Raw genomic sequence first — 18,051 nt, forward strand, 5'->3', positions numbered from 1 at the left:
CCAGGTCAGAGATATTGCCCATGCTACGTATCGCTAAAGAAGCCCTGACGTTTGACGACGTCCTCCTCGTTCCCGCTCATTCAACCGTTCTGCCGAATACTGCCGATCTGAGCACGCAGCTCACCAAATCCATTCGCCTGAACATTCCTATGCTCTCCGCAGCCATGGACACTGTAACGGAAGCGCGCCTGGCTATCGCCCTGGCACAGGAAGGCGGCATCGGCTTTATTCACAAAAACATGTCTATCGAACGCCAGGCTGAAGAAGTCATGCGCGTGAAGAAACATGAGTCCGGCATCGTCACCGACCCGCAGACCGTTCTGCCGACCACCACCCTGCACGAAGTCAAAGCCCTGACCGAACGTAACGGTTTTGCCGGTTACCCGGTCGTGACCGACGATAACGAACTGGTGGGCATCATCACCGGTCGTGACGTGCGCTTTGTGACTGACCTGAACCAGCCGGTGAGCGTTTATATGACGCCGAAAGAGCGTCTGGTTACCGTGCGTGAAGGTGAAACCCGCGACGTTGTGTTCGCTAAAATGCACGAAAAACGTGTTGAAAAAGCGCTGGTGGTTGATGACAGCTTCCATCTGCGCGGCATGATCACCGTTAAAGACTTCCAGAAAGCAGAACGTAAACCGAACGCCTGTAAAGATGAGCATGGCCGTCTGCGCGTGGGTGCGGCAGTGGGCGCCGGCGCGGGCAACGAAGAGCGTGTTGATGCGCTGGTTGCCGCAGGCGTTGATGTCCTGCTGATTGACTCCTCTCATGGTCACTCCGAAGGCGTTCTGCAGCGTATTCGTGAAACTCGTGCGAAATACCCGGATCTGCAAATCATTGGCGGCAACGTAGCAACAGGCGCAGGTGCACGTGCACTGGCAGAAGCCGGTTGCAGCGCAGTGAAAGTCGGTATCGGCCCTGGCTCCATCTGTACTACCCGTATTGTTACCGGCGTCGGTGTTCCACAAATCACCGCAGTTTCTGACGCGGTTGAAGCGCTGGAAGGCACAGGCATTCCGGTTATTGCTGATGGCGGCATCCGCTTCTCCGGTGACATCGCGAAAGCCATTGCAGCGGGTGCTGCTGCCGTGATGGTAGGTTCTATGCTCGCCGGTACCGAAGAATCTCCGGGCGAGATCGAGCTGTTCCAGGGCCGTTCTTATAAATCCTACCGTGGTATGGGTTCACTGGGTGCGATGTCCAAAGGCTCTTCCGACCGCTACTTCCAGACCGACAACGCCGCAGACAAACTGGTGCCGGAAGGTATCGAAGGGCGTGTGGCTTATAAAGGCTACCTGAAAGAGATTATCCACCAGCAGATGGGCGGCCTGCGTTCCTGTATGGGGCTGACCGGCTGTGGTACCATCGACCTGCTGCGCACCAAGGCGGAATTCGTGCGTATCAGCGGTGCGGGCATCCAGGAAAGCCACGTCCACGATGTGACCATCACCAAGGAATCCCCGAACTACCGTATGGGTTCCTGATTATTTCCACGCCCGGCTAAATGCCGGGCGATTTTGTTTCACTTGCCTCGGAATTAAGCGTCAATGACGGAAAACATTCATAAACATCGCATTCTTATCCTGGATTTCGGTTCTCAATATACGCAGCTTGTTGCTCGCCGCGTGCGTGAGCTCGGCGTGTACTGCGAACTGTGGGCTTGGGATGTCACCGAAGCGCAGATCCGCGAATTTAATCCAAGCGGCATCATTCTTTCCGGCGGCCCGGAAAGCACCACTGAAAATAACAGCCCGCGCGCACCGCAGTACGTCTTTGAAGCCGGCGTGCCGGTATTTGGCGTCTGCTATGGCATGCAGACCATGGCGATGCAGTTAGGCGGCCACGTTGAAGGTTCCAACGAGCGTGAGTTCGGCTATGCACAGGTTGAAGTCCTGACCGATAGCGCGCTGATTCGCGGTATCGAAGACTCCCTGACTTCCGACGGCAAACCGCTGCTGGACGTCTGGATGAGCCACGGCGATAAAGTTACGGCTATCCCGTCAGACTTCGTAACCGTTGCCAGCACCGAAACCTGTCCGTTCGCCATTATGGCTAACGAAGAAAAACGCTTTTATGGCGTGCAGTTCCACCCGGAAGTGACCCATACCCGTCAGGGCCTGCGCATGCTGGAGCGTTTCGTTATTGATATCTGCCAGTGCGAAGCTCTGTGGACCCCGGCAAAAATCATCGACGATGCGATTGAACGCATCCGTGCGCAGGTGGGTGACGACAAAGTGATCCTCGGCCTGTCCGGTGGCGTTGACTCCTCCGTCACTGCCATGCTGCTGCACCGTGCCATCGGCAAAAACCTAACCTGCGTCTTCGTGGATAACGGCCTGCTGCGCCTGAACGAAGCCGAACAGGTGATGGATATGTTCGGCGACCATTTCGGCCTCAACATCATTCATGTTGAAGGCGAGTCTCGTTTCCTGAGCGAACTGGCGGGCGAGAACGATCCGGAAGCCAAACGTAAAATCATCGGCCGCGTCTTCGTGGAAATCTTCGATGAAGAAGCCCTGAAGCTGGAAGATGTGAAGTGGCTGGCGCAGGGGACAATTTACCCTGACGTGATCGAATCTGCCGCTTCCGCCACCGGTAAAGCACACGTCATCAAATCTCACCACAACGTGGGCGGCCTGCCGAAAGAGATGAAGATGGGTCTGGTTGAACCGCTGCGTGAGCTGTTCAAAGATGAAGTCCGCAAAATTGGTCTGGAGCTGGGCCTGCCGTACAACATGCTCTACCGTCACCCGTTCCCGGGTCCTGGTCTCGGCGTGCGCGTACTGGGCGAAGTGAAGAAAGAGTACTGCGACCTGCTGCGTCGCGCCGATGCAATCTTCATCGAAGAGCTGCACAAAGCCGACCTGTACAATAAAGTCAGCCAGGCCTTTACCGTCTTCCTGCCGGTCCGTTCCGTTGGTGTGATGGGCGATGGGCGCAAATATGACTGGGTAGTTTCCCTGCGCGCTGTAGAAACCATCGACTTTATGACCGCCCACTGGGCGCACCTGCCTTATGATTTCTTAGGCCGCGTATCTAACCGCATCATCAATGAAGTGAACGGTATTTCCCGCGTGGTGTATGACATCAGCGGCAAGCCGCCAGCGACGATTGAGTGGGAATAAGCGTTTTAGCTTTTGCCTGTAACCGCTGAATATCAAAACACCAGTAAGCCTCGCGCTGCTGGTGTTTTTTTATGGGTGATGGCTCATCTTTCTTATCAGGCTTGCACAGGTGTGCGTCATTCGGCGCAGGATATACTTGATCAACGTAGTGATGACCCATGCTAAGAAGGAGAAACCCGCACTATGCAACCAATACGTTTACTGGGCGACGGATATGAACCTCATGTGGAACAAACAGACCGGCAACTGAGTTATTCGCTGCCTGTCGATTCCGGCGTGGTGAGTTTTAGCTTTAGCTTTGCTATCTCTCAGCGTGATTTGGATGTTCTCCTTGGCGATGATTACCGACGTGCCGTCCTTGAGGCCATTGCCCACACCTTGCTACAGCATTCGGCCCTTCCCGGAAATCCCCGTTTCAGTCAAAGCGATTTTGATAGCCTTGTCTCTGATACGCTCCACGCTACGAGCGATGCCCTGGAGGGTTTCATTGCGCGAGTAAGGCGGGAACATCACATTGTGATTGAAAAGTACGTGCAGGATATTTTGCACCGACGCTTACACACGCAGTAATCCGTTATTCCTCCCCCCATTTCAGGCATTAGACGCGGTCCGGCTTTTATGCCACCCTTTTGGCTGAGTGTTCAGCGCACTGCCCATCAGCGTTTTGCGCCAAACGGAACACGGACTGCCGACCCACCTCAACCGACAGACACGCGCTATGTTTAAAAAACTGCTCTCCAGCCTGACCGGTAAGAAAGAACGCCCCTCGATACAGGAGGAACCGCAACAGGCGCATGCCGCCGATGCGCCTGAGCCTGGTGAAGAGATGATTGTGGCTTACGACGCCAACGGGCGACAGATGCACATTACCCGCAGCGACTGGCGAGACAAGGTTTTCCTGCCCGGTCTTGAACAGAAATGGGACGACGCGGCAGGCCTTTATGATGCCCTTCTCGGCGGACTCAACGATGGTTTTGCCGCCGATCTGATCCCCGCAGCCGCCCGGCTGGTGGAAATCGATGACGATCCCGAGCGCAGCCATACCATCCAGGGCATCGTGCTGATGAAAAACAACCAGTTGGATGAGGCTGAAAGCACGCTGAAGACAGGAATGGCGAAAGTCGGGGCCACCGGGATTTTACTGACTAATCTGGCGAAAGTGTTTGCGGAGCGCGGAGACGATGCCCGCGCAGACGAACTGCTATGGCAGGCTATTGAAGCCGATCCGAATCAGGATAATGGCTTAGTCTGGTGGGCAACGCTCAAACAGGAGCGAGAAGGGGAAACGGGCTATGTGGCCGGGCTTAAGACCGTTGCCGCACTGCCAGGCTCCTGGCGCGCGCAGTTATGGCTGGCACGTCATTATCTCGAACACAAAAATGTTGCAGCCGCTAAAGCGCTGTACGAGGAGGTTCTGGCCGGCGGGCGATATGACAGTCGTTCACTGATGATGATCTCCGGCGATCTGGGGCAAAACGGCGAAATATCGCTTATCGTCGAGCTGATTGCGCCCATTTATGACGAACATCGTCACGATCCCATGGCGGGCATTAACCTGCTGCGCGCATACCAGGAATTGGGCAACCCTGAGGAGGGTGAGAAGCTACTGAGCCGGATGTATGCCCTGGATATTCCGCCGCTTAAGCAGTACCTGGATGAGTTTGCGCAGGCGTTTCACCGGATGCGAAAAGAAAGCGCACAGGGCACGCCCACCGATCCCGGACAGGTGGAGATCAGTACCCTCGCTATCTCACAACCGATCTGGCATTACGGTCTCTATAAGGCCGACTGGCTCTTTACGAGAAAACCGCCAGAGGCCGACACGATCGGATTCTTTGCGCTCAGCAAAATTACTGCTGAGGCCACACCCGCCGAGTCGCAGCGCGAAGATGATGTGGGACGGCTTGCTCGTGCCATTCCGCTGTATCTGGCGGAAGCGGCCCACTACTGGACGCCTTTTGCCGCCCAGTGTTACTTCCAGATTGCCGCCGGGATAGGGCCGGTTCTCTCCTCTCATAGCACGGATGGCAATGCGCTCTTCGACCTTGTCCCGCCAACAATGAAATACTTTATCACCGGGCAGCTTGGCTTTACCGGCGAGGGGGAACAGCGTCAGTGGCAGCTCTCGCTGACGCTGTGGGACTGCACCCTGCGAAAAGAATGCGGTACGGAAAGTGGCACCGTGGCCCAGTCGGAGCTCGGGGCGCTGGTGCTAAATCTGGAACAACGCCTGCTGGCGAAAACCGGGTCGGTTACGACTGAGCCGCTGGACGCGTTTTACGCCCGCCCGTCCGCTGACGCAATGGACATCTATCTTAATGAGTTGGGTCAGGCGTTTACTCTGACGCTGGTCGCCACGCAGTACATTCCTCGCAGCGCATTGTGGGGGGAGCGCGCCATGCTGGAGTGGCCGCTGAACATGACGTTACAGTGGCCGCAGGCGGAGGTGCCGAAGTTGATGTATCTCTCCGGGTTAAGTAAAGCCTTCGATTATCAGTCTGAGGTTGTCGGCGAATACCGCAAACGCACCCTTGAACTGCTGCGTGTCGCCACGCAGGAGAGCAGCGAGATGGCCCGCCTGGCCCCGCTGGTATGGAAAATCTTCGGTATGGATGACGAGTTGGCGGCGTATAGACAGAGCAGAACGGTGGATTTCAGTTCTGATTATGGGCAGTGGCTCACGCGTGTGACGGAAAAGAAGTAGCGTCGAATGCCGTTAATCAGCACAGGCCATCAGGGGGAAGAGATGACAACCCGCGATATTGAACAGGGCTTCTGGCGTTCAGACAACGCCCCCTGGATTGAGCTTCGCACGACCCGGCAAAGCATGCAGGCTTATAAATTGCACCAGCATCCGCAGCTATCGATCGGGGCAATCATCGACGGTGAGACGGTCAGCAGATGTGGCGGGCAGGAGTATCACCTCAAACCGGGGGAGATGATTGCTATCGCACCCGAAGTCGCGCACAGCTGCAATCCGCTTGCAGGCACGCCACGCAGCTATCATATGCTCTATATCGATAAACCGTGGTGTCTTGAGCAACTGGGTGGCGAAGCAGGGGCGACGCTTTGCTGCGAGCATACGGTTATTCGCAATCCGCAGCTGTTCACCGCTTTTATGCACGTGATTGAATTAATGAAGCGAGGAGACACCGAGAGGCTGGCTTACGCGGTGAGGGAACTGCTGACCTCTCTGCCTGGGCTTACGATATGCCCTCAGCAGCAGAGCGAATTTCATGAAATGCAGTCGACGCTGCAGGCGGATTTTACCCTGGCGCCGACGCTGGACAGGCTGGCAGGCCATTATGCCCTGCGTAAAGAGACGCTGATTCGTCAGTTTAAACAGGCGACAGGATTAACCCCCGGCGCATGGCTGAATAATGCCCGCATCGAATTTGCCAGAACCCAACTGCGCGCCGGAGGCGATATCACCGAGGTGGGGTATCAGAGCGGCTTTGCGGATCAGAGCCATTTTCACCGCACCTTTGTCAGTTACACAGCCTCAACGCCACGCCAGTATGCGCGGGCGCGATCAATATCCGACAATAAATAGCCGTAGCCTTTTATTACAGTGACTCTCTTTTGAGGGAGTCACTATGTCGTTTATTTCTTATCTTATTCCTGCCGCGTTTCCCCTGCTTGCCTTGTCGCATTTTGTGGCGCTGGTCAGCCCCGGCCCTGACTTCTTTCTGCAGGCAAGCTATGCAATACGCTATCGTCTGCGGGGGAGTGCGGGGATAGGCGTGGGCATTGCGCTGGGGAATGCATTTTATATCCTCCTCGCCCTTTTCGGCTGGAATCTGGTGCAGAGGTACGCGCTGTTGTTCCGGCTGATTGAAATCGCCGGCGCGCTCTATTTAATCTGGATTGGCAGCCATCTTTTACGCAGTCGCAGGCAGGAGAGTGCCCTCAGGGCCACGGCACAGCGGCGTCCGTCTGCGGGTAAGCAATGTCTCCTCGGGCTGAGCTCCGCGCTGCTTAACCCCAAAAATGCGCTGTTTTATCTGGCGCTGATGACCTCAATTTTGGGCACGGCGGTCACGCTGCCTCAGCAGATATTTTCGGGTGTCTGGATGAGTTTCGCCGTCTTGCTCTGGAATCTGGCAGTGGCCGCCTTTATTGGGCTTCCGACGGTGCAGAGGCGGGTCTATTCATACGTCCATATCATTGAACGCGGGGCCGGAGGCATTCTCACCGGATTTGGCCTGCTGATAGTCGCGTCGCTGCTGCGTCACATCTGGGCGTAGCAATGCCCACGCAAACGCGTGTAAAAGCGAAACAAGCGGTTAGCGCTCTGCAGTGGTGTCGATAGGTTGACTGACTTGCTGCGATTGAAGCTTATCCTGATGATGATACCAGGCGCCAATTGAGGAATAGATAAAACGGCCGAAGAAAAAGAGAAAGCTAATAAGCAGTACGATACGGGTCATGCGACTGTCAAATCGATGTCGTTTTCGCATAGGGGTTGCCTGACTCACAATGGTTCCTTGGAAAAGCCCTATCAAAGGGCGACAGGGACATTAAGTCACAGAGTGTTGATAAGGTCAATTCATCACCAGATAAAAACGAGGTCTGGAAAAATATTTAGTCGGAGAATATAAATAAATTAAATATTTACTTGGTAAATGCTAAATTCCTCCAGGCGCGGAAAAAAGTAAGAATTAATTAAGCGGTCGTGTTTTATTTGACATGAGTCAATTATAACTGGCGCTTCGGCACTAAAATCCCAGCTCATTTATTGCGTTAAACATGTACAGTCAGGTCGGATGCCTGCCTGAAAATACCCCTCAGGATCCTGGGTTTTCTGCTGAGCATCTATGACTTTACTAACACATTATCGCCAACATAAAGATAAATGGTGGGCATTGCCTCTCGTTTTGCCCTGCCTGTTACTCCCGCTGTTTAGCATTGCCAATACCTGGGCTACGGTCGCAGGTGAAGGCGTCGTGCTTTTCTACCTGCCGATGGCGGTACTCATGAGTATGCTGGTGGTCTACGGCCTGGCGGCACTCCCCGGCATGATTATTGGTCTGGTCATGCTGTTTGGTTTTAACGAACCCGCTCAGACGCTTGCCCAAACTCTCCATTTGCTGGTGCCCGTGCTGCTGAGTTGGGGCGGTTATCGTGTATTTGTTACCCGCCGGCAGAATATTGCCTATGGCAATGCCCAACTTTTTGCTCAGCGTTTATTCTGGCAGGTGTTTTGCCCGGCCACGTTGTATATGACAATTTTGCAGTTTGTCATCTGGTTGTCGTTATACGATACGGAATTAAGCAATACCAATACGTTAACGCTAAATATTCATCTGCTTATTGATTACCAGGCAATGCTGGTTGGCACCATGACCGGTATCCCCACCAGTTATTTAATCATCCGCCTGTTTCACCATCCGCGCTATCTGCAAAGTTGGTTATCGCAACTGCGAAAGGAATGTGATCCAAAAGTGACCCGTGCTGAGCGGGTTATCTGGGGTGCCATTGTTGCCGGACTCGCAATGCTTTTGCTTATGCCCTTAAGCGAAAACAGCACGATATTCAGCACGAATTATACCTTGTCACTGCTGCTGCCGGTCATGCTCTGGGGCTCGATGAGGTATGGCTACCGTTTTATGTCGATGCTGTGGGCTGTCTTGCTTACTCTGTTTGTTCATTATTACTCTCGCTACCTCCCGAAGTATGCCGGTTATGATGTTCAGTTGGCGATTGCATCGTCCTGCTACCTGGTCTACACCGTCATCATTCTCTGCGTCGCTTTGATGTCAACGCGTCAGCGGCGGCTTCATGAGCGTGCTCGCCAGCTGGCATTTCTGGATCCCGTCGTGCATATGCCGAACTTACGGGCGCTGAGTCGCTCGCTGGCTGAGTCGCCCTGGTCGGTACTGTGTCTGCTGCGTATCCCGGAACTGGAACTGCTTGGCCGCAACTACGGCATTCTGTTGCGGATACAGTACAAACAGAAACTGGGGGAGTGGTTAAGGCCAATTCTGACTGAAGGGGAGGGCGTTTATCTGCTCACCGGCTACGATCTGGCGATTCGGCTGCACTCCCAGTCCCACCAAAATCGGGTTGAAGAACTCGATCAACGTATTAAAGCGTTTCGTTTCACCTGGGATGAGATGCCGCTGCAACCGCAAGTGGGGATGAGCTATTGCTACGTGCGCTCGCCGGTTCAGCATCTCTACCTGTTGTTGGGCGAGCTGAGTACGATTGCGGATCTCTCTCTTGCAACCAATCACCCTGAGAGTCTGCAGCACCGGGGGGCGGTTAATCTGCAGCGCAGCCTGAAAAGTAAGGTTGATATGATGAGCCGCCTGCAGCGTGCGCTGGAAGAGAACCGCTTTAGCCTGATGGTTCAGCCGATTGTGGGCATGCGCGGCGACAGCTACCATGAAATTCTCCTGCGTATGGACGAGGAGAATGGCGAGTATATTCATCCAGACGATTTTCTCCCCGTCGCCCATGAGTTTGGCCTCTCTTCGCGTATTGACCTTTGGGTGGTAGAGCATGTGCTGAGTTTTATGGCTTCCCATCGGGAGCAGTTACCGGGTCAGCGATTTGCCATCAATCTTTCCCCTGCCTCCGTCTGTCGGTCGCAATTTTCCCTCGAAGTGGGACGCCTGTTACGCCACTACGGCGTCGAGGCCTGGCAGCTGATTTTTGAAATCACCGAAAGTAATTCGTTGTCGAATATTGAACAGGCGAATCACACACTGGGGCAGCTACAGCAGATGGGGTGCCGCGTGGCGATAGATGATTTTGGTACCGGCTATGCGAGTTATGCCCGATTGAAAAACGTGAATGCAGATATTCTCAAAATTGATGGCAGTTTTATTCGTAATATCGTCTCTAACAGTCTCGACTATCAGATTGTGGCGTCCATTTGCCATTTGGCACGAATGAAAAGAATGCTGGTGGTCGCGGAGTATGTTGAAAGTGAAGAGATACGCAGCGCAGCCATTGCGCTGGGTATCGATTATCTTCAGGGGTTTTTGATTGGCAAACCAGAGCCGCTGGAGAGTCTGGCAGAGCAGCACCAGGCGGCCTGATTTCAGGCCGCTACCTCGGGTGCCTGTTCTTCTTCAATCTTCAGCCGCCAGCCGGTGACTGCTTCCCAGTAATCCTGCTCTTTTTCCAAATCGAACAGCACCAGCGCATTCTGGCTAAACCAGTCGTGCGGGAAGCTTAACGTCCAGTGATTATCATCGGTGGTCAAACGCAGCGTCGGTGGCGTGGTCGTTGCCTGACGCTGGTTATTGAGCAGCACACCGAGACGTAAAATCTGCACCAGCGGCAGGAATTGCTTCTTCTTGAACAGCGTGAAGCGTGGCAAATCATCCAGCTTAATGCCTTTACGGTGATAGCGAACCAGCGTTGCCATCATGAGCTGTTGTTCCTGGTTGAAGCCAGGCAGATCGCTGTGCTGCAGAATATAGGCAGAGTGGCGGTGCATCCCGCTATGGTTAATGTTCAGACCCACTTCGTGGAGCATTACCGCCCATTTGAGTAACGCCGCCAGCTGAGGATTCGCCAGCTTCGTGTTCTGCGCCTGCCACTGATCGTACATGTGTGTAGTGGTTTCCAGCACCCGGCGGGCCTGCTCTCTGTCGATATTGTAATGGTTAGCCAGCGCCTGCGCCGTACGGCTACGGATATCCTGATGGCGGAATCGACCTTCCATCTCATACAGCACGCCTTCACGCAGCGCGCCGTCAGAGAGACGTAGCTCGCGAATGGCCAGTGCGTCAAACACACCACACAGAATGGAAAGACCGGGCACAAACACAGCTTTGCGCTCGTCTGACAGACCCGGCAGGCTGAGTTCGTCGAAATTTTTATATTTCAGCACTTCTGCAACCAGCTTATCCAGGCGTTCCGGGGTGATAAAACCGTCTTTCTCACCCATCGCCAGCAGCACTTCGTGCGCGGCTTTAATGGTGCCGGAAGCGCCCAGTGCGACGTTCCAGCCCTGAATCCGGTACTGCCACGCCAGGGTTTCCAGCTTCTGCACCGCGGCGATGCGGGCGCGCTGGAAGCTCTCGCGATTCAGGGAACCGCCCGGGAAGTAAGTCTGGGCAAAACTGACGCAGCCCATACGGCGGCTTTCCACCAGTTTGGGTTCAAAATCTTCACCGATCACCAGCTCCGTGGAGCCGCCACCGATGTCGATGACCAGCTTACGGCCCTTTTCCGGTTGGGTGTGCTCAACGCCCATAAAGATGAGACGAGCTTCTTCATTACCAGAGATGATTTCGATGGGATACGGGATCACCTGTTCGGCACGTTTGAGAAACTCCGCAGCGTTACGGGCCTGACGCAGAGTATGCGTGCCCACAATGCAGACGCTGGAAGGCTCAAAGCCCTGCAAACGTTCAGCGAAAAGCGACAGGCAGTTTAGCCCGCGCTCCATCGCTTCTTCGCTCAGCATACTGTCTGCATCAAGGCCATCAGCCAGATGTACGCGCTGTTTGAGGCGGCCGATGATCTGCATCGCACCATCGACCACGCGCGCGATCACCATATGAAAACTGTTTGAACCCAAATCGACCGCCGCAAACTCCTGCGGTCGTGGCGTGTTGTCATTTATCGGCATAGATTAATCAGGCTGTTCAAGTGAGGTCAGATAGTCATGAATCGCGAGCTGCGCGCGCACTTTACGGCGATTGCCGCGCGGCACATAACGATTACTCAGTTCTTTATCGACGTAGCGTGCTTTAACGGTATCACTAAACAGAATGTCGATGATATCCAGGACCTGCTGTTTAAGGCGCGGGTCCAGCAATGGCGTTGCTACTTCGATACGGTAATCGATATTTCGCGTCATCCAGTCGGCTGACGACAGATAGACTTTTTTGTCGCCACCGTTATCAAAAATATAGATCCTGTCGTGCTCAAGGAAACGGTCAACGATGCTAATGACGCGAATATTATCGCTGATGCCCGCCAGTTCAGGGATCAGTGAACACATGCCGCGTACCAACAAGTTGACCTGAACGCCGGAGCCAGAAGCCGCATACAGGCGGTCAACCAGTCCTTTATCCACCAGATTGTTGATTTTCAGTGTAATACCTGCCGGGATGCCTTTCTGCGCGTTCGCTATCTCTTTATCGATCATCTCATAAAGGAGCGGACGCGAGTTTTGCGGCGATACCAGCAAATAGTCAAAGTGTACCGGGCGGTAAGGGTTTTCGATAAAGCTGAATACCCGGCGCACTTCATTGGTAATACGTGCATCAGCGGTGAGTAACGAGTAATCGGTATAAATACGCGCCGTTTTCTCATTAAAGTTGCCGGTGCCGATGTGGGCATAACGCACAATCTCTTCCCCTTCCATACGGGAAATGAGGAACAGCTTGGCGTGGATTTTCAGCCCCGGGGCGGAGAAGATGACCTGCACGCCCGCTTCGGTCAGGCGTTTAGCCCAGTGAATATTGGCCTCTTCGTCGAAACGCGCCTGTAGCTCCACCACCACGGTGACTTTTTTACCGTTGTGCGCAGCATGAATCATCGCATCAATAATACGTGAGTCTTTCGCCACGCGATAAATATTGATTTTGATGGCCAGCACGCTTGGGTCAAACGACGCCTGACGCAGCAGTTCGAGCACATGCTCAAACGTATGGTACGGGTAGTAGAGCAGGACATCGCGCTCGCGAATAGCATCAAACCCGTTGCGGAATTTATCGAACCAAATGTGGCGCAGGCGCGGCAGCGGCTTGTTCACCAGGTTGGCTTTACCCACGTTCGGGAAGCCGATGAAGTCTTTGAAGTTATGGTAACGACCGCCTGGAATAATGGAGTCGAAACGGGAGATAGTCAGCTTCTCGCGCAGCATCTCGACCATGGCATCGGGCATGTCACGCTGATAAACAAAGCGGACGGGTTCGGCGGTCAGACGCTGCTTCAGACTGGAGGACATCAGCTCCATCAGACTCGATTCCATCTCGTGCACCAGGTCATATTCGGCGTCACGGGTCATTTTCATCGAATAGGCATTCAGTGAGTCGTAATCAAAGAAGCCGCTGAAAATGTCGTCAAGGCAATAGCGGAGGATGTTGTCCAGGAGAATCATTGGCTTGCGGCGACGCGGCGCTTCGGGGGGCAGGTTCACAAAGCGCGGAACCTTGTCCGATGGGATCTCCAGGAGCGCGTAACGAATGGACTCCCCGCGAATGATTTCGACCGCCAGATAGGTGTAATCGTCCTTTAAGAAACGAATCAGATTCGTTTCGCGATTGATAAGCGTCGGGGTGATGTGCTGACGTAAGTACTGTTTGAAATAGTGACGTAGCCACGTTTGCTGATTGACGGAAAGCTGGCGTTCGTTAATCAAAAAGATTTGATTACGCGCCATTTCCAGCAGCAAATCATTGTACAGCGTGTCAAATTCCTGATCGGCTTTAAGAACTCTGGTCTGAATTTTACCCAGTAAATGGCGCGATTGGGTGTTGGTTCCTTGTCCTTGCTCTTCGCTAATAATGATACGGCGTTTAAGTTCTGCGAAGCGGACCTTATAGAACTCATCAAGGTTATTAGAATAAATGCCTAAGAAGCGCATACGCTCAATCAGCGGATTTGTTTTGTCTGCCGCCTCCTGAAGCACGCGCTCGTTAAAGCACAACCAACTCAATTCTTTTTCCAGATATAGCTTTTCCTGACCCATTACAGCTTACACTCCAGTTAACTCTCGGGACACGGCAATTCCTTCTCGCCAGGCGGTGTCCTCATGTGCAGGTAAACGTTATTGGCGTTCGCGTGAGAAAGACATCACTTATTATGGCGAGCTTTGCCATCAGATGTCCAACTGTGACAGATGAGTATGACAGTAATCCGTTTTTACCGGGATAAGCGCGTTGCGCGCAACCTTAAGTCACGCGCAGATAACGAAAAGACGGATTACTCCGCAGCGTAGCCCTGAGGGGGTAGGCAGACGCCATCAAGCCAGGCTTTGCCTTCCAGCATGGCAAGACGCCCTTCAAGGAACCAGCTCACCACCAGCGGGTAAATGGCATGTTCCTGGGTCTGTACGCGCGCAGTAATATCCTCTTCCGAGTCCCCCTCAAACACCGGGATTTGTGCCTGTAAAATCACCGGACCCCCGTCCAATTCATCGGTGACAAAATGCACGGTGGTACCGTGGACTTCATCGCCATTCTCAAGCACCTGTCGGTGGGTATGTAACCCCGGATATTTCGGGAGCAGGGAAGGGTGAATATTGATTAAACGACCGGTGTAATGGGCGACAAATGCTGGGCTGAGGATGCGCATATAGCCCGCCAGCACCACGAGGTCTGGGGCATAGGCATCAATTTCCTGCATCAGTTCACGATCGAAGCCTTCACGGCTGGCGAACTGAGAGGCGAGAAGGGCATGGGCGGGAATGTTGGCTTCCCGCGCACGTTCAAGGCCGAACGCATCGGCCTTATTACTGAATACTGCCCTGATGGTGCCATGACTCTTTTTTTGTTTGCAGGCATCAATGATTGCCTGCAAATTGCTTCCATTACCGGAAATGAGCACCACAATATTTTTCATTCAATGACCACACGTTCACTGGAATCGGAGGCTTTGATAATACCGATTCTCCACGCGTTTTCACCTTTTGCATTCAACAGTGCGATAGCCTTATCCGCTTCTGATTCCGGCAGGGCAATCACCATGCCGACGCCGCAGTTAAAGGTGCGGTACATTTCGTGACGACTCACATTGCCCGCGGTTTGCAGCCAGTCGAAGACGGCTGGCCACTGCCAGGAGGATTCATCAATCACGGCCTGGGTGTTGTCCGGCAATACACGTGGGATGTTTTCCCAGAAGCCGCCACCGGTCAGGTGTGCAATTGCGTGCACATCAACGTTAGCAATCAGCTCGAGGATCGATTTCACGTAGATACGGGTCGGGGTTAACAGATGATCGGCGAGGGATTTACCTTCAAGCTGGGTCGTTTCCGGGTCACAACCGCTCACTTCGATGACTTTACGCACCAGCGAGTAGCCATTGGAGTGTGGACCGCTGGAGGCCAGGGCAATCAGCACATCGCCGTCAGCCACTTTGGACCCGTCAATAATCTCTGATTTTTCCACAACGCCAACACAAAAGCCTGCCACGTCATAGTCTTCACCGTGGTACATGCCCGGCATTTCAGCGGTTTCGCCGCCAACCAGCGCACAGCCAGACTGCAGGCAGCCTTCTGCGATACCGGTGATCACGCTGGAGGCGGTGTCCACATCCAGTTTGCCCGTCGCGTAATAGTCGAGGAAGAACAGCGGCTCAGCACCCTGTACCACCAGATCGTTGACGCACATAGCGACCAGATCGATGCCGATGCTGTCGTGACGTTTCAGATCCATCGCCAGACGCAGTTTAGTGCCCACGCCGTCAGTGCCGGAAACCAGAACTGGCTCACGATATTTTTGCGGCAATGCGCACAGCGCGCCGAAGCCACCCAGACCGCCCATCACTTCCGGACGACGAGTTTTCTTCACTACGCCTTTGATTCGGTCTACCAGAGCATTGCCTGCGTCAATATCAACACCGGCATCTTTGTAGCTAAGAGAGGTTTTATCGGTCACTGCTTGAGTCCCCACGCGTTTGCTTGCGGTTCACCCGTCATATTTCAGGCTGTTACCCGAACTAATCAGGTTTTAGAAATAAAATTCGGCGCAATTCTAACAGCCCAGGCAAACGTTTGCGAGTCCATTATTGCCGGGCGAGAAGGATTCTTAGGATATACTCTTTTCCAGTCTATTTGATCCGGATCAACGCCGTCTCTGTAGCGTAACGGAAAAAAAGCGGTATAATCCGGCGATTTTTTTTGTGGCTACCACCTTTCTGGGGAAGGAGAAGAGTATGAAGGTCGTGGAAGTAAAACACCCACTCGTCAAACACAAGCTGGGCCTGATGCGTGAAAATGACATCAGCACCAAACGCTTTCGTGAACTCGCCTCAGAAGTCGGTAGCTTGCTGACTTATGAAGCGACTGCCGATCTGGAAACAGAGCGCGTCGTGATCGAGGGCTGGAATGGCCCGGTTGAAGTTGAACAAATCAAAGGCAAAAAAATTACCGTTGTACCGATTCTGCGTGCGGGTCTGGGCATGATGGAAGGCGTACTGGAACATGTGCCAAGTGCACGCATCAGCGTTGTCGGTATTTACCGTAACGAAGAGACGCTGGAGCCGGTACCCTATTTCCAGAAACTGGTTTCTAATATCGACGAGCGTATGGCGCTGGTCGTTGACCCGATGCTGGCGACCGGTGGTTCTATGATTGCTACCATCGACCTGCTGAAAAACGCGGGCTGCCACAGTATCAAAGTTCTGGTACTGGTTGCCGCACCGGAAGGCGTGGCCGCGCTGGAGAAAGCGCACCCGGACGTTGAGCTGTACACCGCGTCGATTGATAAGGGCCTGAACGAACACGGATACATCATCCCTGGCCTCGGCGATGCCGGCGACAAAATTTTTGGTACCAAGTAAATGCTTTAAAAACGAAAGCCGACTTTGAAAGTCGGCTTTTTTTTGGCGTAAACCAGAACAGAATCCGCCTGATTTCCTCACACAGTTCACAAAAACTGCGCGATGAACGATGAGCGGAACGTTAACAACACATGAATCACATTCAGAGGAAAACACTATGACGCGCCGTGCTATCGGGGTGAGTGAAAGACCGCCGCTTTTACAGACAATCCCGCTTAGTTTGCAGCATTTGTTCGCGATGTTTGGCGCAACCGTGCTGGTGCCAATCCTGTTTCACATTAACCCGGCCACCGTGTTGCTGTTTAATGGGGTGGGTACGTTACTGTATCTCTTTATTTGCAAAGGGAAAATTCCTGCTTATCTTGGCTCCAGTTTTGCCTTTATTTCCCCGGTACTGCTGCTTTTGCCACTGGGCTATGAGGTGGCGCTGGGTGGCTTCATCATGTGCGGCGCGCTGTTCTGCATTGTTGCGTTTATCGTGAAGAAAGCGGGCACCGGTTGGCTGGACGTGATGTTCCCGCCTGCGGCAATGGGCGCAATCGTTGCCGTCATCGGTCTTGAGTTGGCCGGTGTGGCCGCCGGTATGGCCGGTCTGCTGCCTGCTGACGGTCAGTCTGCGGATACCAAAACCGTGATCATTTCGATGGTAACGCTGGGTGTGACGGTGTTTGGCTCCGTCCTGTTCCGCGGCTTCCTGGCCATCATCCCGATTCTGATCGGTGTTCTGGCCGGTTATGCACTCTCCTTCGCCATGGGCGTGGTCGATTTCACCCCGATTGCCCAGGCGCACTGGTTTGCATTGCCCACCTTCTACACCCCGCGTTTTGAATGGTTCGCTATCTTCACCATCTTACCTGCGGCCCTGGTGGTTATCGCCGAACACGTCGGCCACCTGGTGGTGACAGCGAACATCGTGAAAAAAGATTTGATTCGCGATCCTGGCCTGCACCGTTCGATGTTTGCCAATGGTTTCTCTACCATGATCTCCGGTTTCTTTGGCTCCACGCCAAACACCACCTACGGGGAGAACATCGGCGTAATGGCGATCACGCGTGTTTACAGCACCTGGGTTATCGGCGGTGCGGCGATCATTGCGATTCTGCTCTCTTGTGTGGGCAAACTGGCGGCAGCGATTCAGATTATCCCGGTTCCGGTGATGGGCGGCGTCTCTCTGCTGCTGTACGGGGTCATCGGGGCCTCCGGTATCCGCGTACTGATCGAATCCAAAGTTGATTACAGCAAAGCGCAAAATCTGATCCTGACCTCCGTGATTCTGATCATCGGCGTGAGTGGCGCGAAAGTGCACATTGGCGCCGCTGAGCTGAAAGGCATGGCGCTGGCGACCATCGTTGGCGTGGGCCTGAGTCTGATCTTCAAGCTAATCAGCGTACTGCGCCCGGAAGAGGTGGTACTGGATGCCGATGACAACGACGCGAAACCCCACTAAACGTCA

The 18,051-nt window shown here is 53.8% G+C and carries 14 protein-coding genes; 9 read left to right on the forward strand and 5 right to left on the reverse strand.

From position 1 onward, the window contains the following. The first annotated feature begins 20 nt into the window (after positions 1-20). From guaB to ACUY4Q_RS06405, 6 genes are all read left to right on the forward strand, one after another. Complete coding sequence (gene guaB, locus ACUY4Q_RS06380) at positions 21-1,487, forward strand: IMP dehydrogenase (RefSeq protein WP_458046219.1); 1,467 nt, start codon at positions 21-23, stop codon at positions 1,485-1,487. Between the two features lie 63 nt (positions 1,488-1,550). Next, complete coding sequence (gene guaA / locus ACUY4Q_RS06385; RefSeq protein WP_458046220.1) at positions 1,551-3,128, forward strand: glutamine-hydrolyzing GMP synthase; 1,578 nt, start codon at positions 1,551-1,553, stop codon at positions 3,126-3,128. Positions 3,129-3,311: 183 nt separating this feature from the next. Then, positions 3,312-3,698 carry a hypothetical protein gene (locus tag ACUY4Q_RS06390; protein WP_458046221.1) on the forward strand — a complete coding sequence of 129 codons (387 nt, stop codon included), beginning with the start codon at positions 3,312-3,314 and terminating at the stop codon, positions 3,696-3,698. 148 nt (positions 3,699-3,846) lie between these two features. Next, on the forward strand, positions 3,847-5,832 hold the full coding sequence (locus tag ACUY4Q_RS06395; RefSeq protein ID WP_458046222.1) for a tetratricopeptide repeat protein: 1,986 nt from the start codon (positions 3,847-3,849) through the stop codon (positions 5,830-5,832). Positions 5,833-5,874: 42 nt separating this feature from the next. Then, entirely contained in the window at positions 5,875-6,681 is an 807-nt protein-coding gene (locus tag ACUY4Q_RS06400; RefSeq protein ID WP_458046223.1) for an AraC family transcriptional regulator, read from the forward strand. Between the two features lie 43 nt (positions 6,682-6,724). Then, positions 6,725-7,375: a LysE family translocator gene (locus tag ACUY4Q_RS06405; protein WP_458046224.1), complete on the forward strand. Its 651-nt coding sequence runs from the start codon at positions 6,725-6,727 to the stop codon at positions 7,373-7,375. Between the two features lie 39 nt (positions 7,376-7,414). Here ACUY4Q_RS06405 and ACUY4Q_RS06410 read toward each other — a convergent pair whose 3' ends face one another. After that, positions 7,415-7,606 carry a YfgG family protein gene (locus ACUY4Q_RS06410; RefSeq protein ID WP_458046225.1) on the reverse strand — a complete coding sequence of 64 codons (192 nt, stop codon included), beginning with the start codon at positions 7,604-7,606 and terminating at the stop codon, positions 7,415-7,417. Positions 7,607-7,945: 339 nt separating this feature from the next. On the opposite strand from ACUY4Q_RS06410, the gene ACUY4Q_RS06415 reads away from it, so the two are divergent. Continuing rightward, positions 7,946-10,174 carry a sensor domain-containing phosphodiesterase gene (locus ACUY4Q_RS06415; protein ID WP_458046226.1) on the forward strand — a complete coding sequence of 743 codons (2,229 nt, stop codon included), beginning with the start codon at positions 7,946-7,948 and terminating at the stop codon, positions 10,172-10,174. A gap of 2 nt (positions 10,175-10,176) precedes the next feature. Here the strand turns inward: ACUY4Q_RS06415 and ppx are convergent, their stop codons facing one another. The 4 genes from ppx to purM all read right to left on the reverse strand — a co-directional run bounded on the left by ppx (position 10,177) and on the right by purM (position 15,694). Beyond that, positions 10,177-11,718, reverse strand: coding sequence for an exopolyphosphatase (gene ppx, locus ACUY4Q_RS06420; protein ID WP_458046227.1), 1,542 nt, complete (start codon positions 11,716-11,718; stop codon positions 10,177-10,179). A gap of 3 nt (positions 11,719-11,721) precedes the next feature. Next, complete coding sequence (ppk1, locus tag ACUY4Q_RS06425) at positions 11,722-13,788, reverse strand: polyphosphate kinase 1 (RefSeq protein WP_458046228.1); 2,067 nt, start codon at positions 13,786-13,788, stop codon at positions 11,722-11,724. 233 nt (positions 13,789-14,021) lie between these two features. Next, positions 14,022-14,660: a phosphoribosylglycinamide formyltransferase gene (gene purN / locus ACUY4Q_RS06430; RefSeq protein ID WP_458046229.1), complete on the reverse strand. Its 639-nt coding sequence runs from the start codon at positions 14,658-14,660 to the stop codon at positions 14,022-14,024. After that, positions 14,657-15,694 (reverse strand): phosphoribosylformylglycinamidine cyclo-ligase, encoded by a 1,038-nt coding sequence (gene purM, locus ACUY4Q_RS06435; RefSeq protein ID WP_458046230.1) that lies wholly within the window; start codon positions 15,692-15,694, stop codon positions 14,657-14,659. Before purM ends, purN begins: the two co-directional genes overlap by 4 nt. A 277-nt stretch (positions 15,695-15,971) precedes the next feature. Here purM and upp point away from each other — a divergent pair, with 277 nt between their 5' ends. Together upp and uraA are read left to right on the forward strand one after the other, a co-directional pair. Continuing rightward, complete coding sequence (gene upp, locus ACUY4Q_RS06440; protein ID WP_458046231.1) at positions 15,972-16,598, forward strand: uracil phosphoribosyltransferase; 627 nt, start codon at positions 15,972-15,974, stop codon at positions 16,596-16,598. 157 nt (positions 16,599-16,755) lie between these two features. Beyond that, on the forward strand, positions 16,756-18,045 hold the full coding sequence (uraA, locus tag ACUY4Q_RS06445; RefSeq protein WP_458046232.1) for a uracil permease: 1,290 nt from the start codon (positions 16,756-16,758) through the stop codon (positions 18,043-18,045). Positions 18,046-18,051: the final 6 nt, after the last annotated feature.

Source organism: Phytobacter cepae, from assembly GCF_054165735.1.

Bases quoted from the DNA above. Each gene is read 5' to 3' on its own strand.
- upp (WP_458046231.1), top strand. From the start codon at position 15,972: ATGAAGGTCGTGGAAGTAAAACACCCACTCGTCAAACACAAGCTGGGC.
- ACUY4Q_RS06390 (WP_458046221.1), top strand. From the start codon at position 3,312: ATGCAACCAATACGTTTACTGGGCGACGGATATGAACCTCATGTGGAA.
- ACUY4Q_RS06405 (WP_458046224.1), top strand. From the start codon at position 6,725: ATGTCGTTTATTTCTTATCTTATTCCTGCCGCGTTTCCCCTGCTTGCC.
- ACUY4Q_RS06395 (WP_458046222.1), top strand. From the start codon at position 3,847: ATGTTTAAAAAACTGCTCTCCAGCCTGACCGGTAAGAAAGAACGCCCC.
- uraA (WP_458046232.1), top strand. From the start codon at position 16,756: ATGACGCGCCGTGCTATCGGGGTGAGTGAAAGACCGCCGCTTTTACAG.
- ACUY4Q_RS06400 (WP_458046223.1), top strand. From the start codon at position 5,875: ATGACAACCCGCGATATTGAACAGGGCTTCTGGCGTTCAGACAACGCC.
- guaA (WP_458046220.1), top strand. From the start codon at position 1,551: ATGACGGAAAACATTCATAAACATCGCATTCTTATCCTGGATTTCGGT.
- purN (WP_458046229.1), bottom strand. From the start codon at position 14,660: ATGAAAAATATTGTGGTGCTCATTTCCGGTAATGGAAGCAATTTGCAG.
- ppx (WP_458046227.1), bottom strand. From the start codon at position 11,718: ATGCCGATAAATGACAACACGCCACGACCGCAGGAGTTTGCGGCGGTC.
- ppk1 (WP_458046228.1), bottom strand. From the start codon at position 13,788: ATGGGTCAGGAAAAGCTATATCTGGAAAAAGAATTGAGTTGGTTGTGC.
- ACUY4Q_RS06415 (WP_458046226.1), top strand. From the start codon at position 7,946: ATGACTTTACTAACACATTATCGCCAACATAAAGATAAATGGTGGGCA.
- guaB (WP_458046219.1), top strand. From the start codon at position 21: ATGCTACGTATCGCTAAAGAAGCCCTGACGTTTGACGACGTCCTCCTC.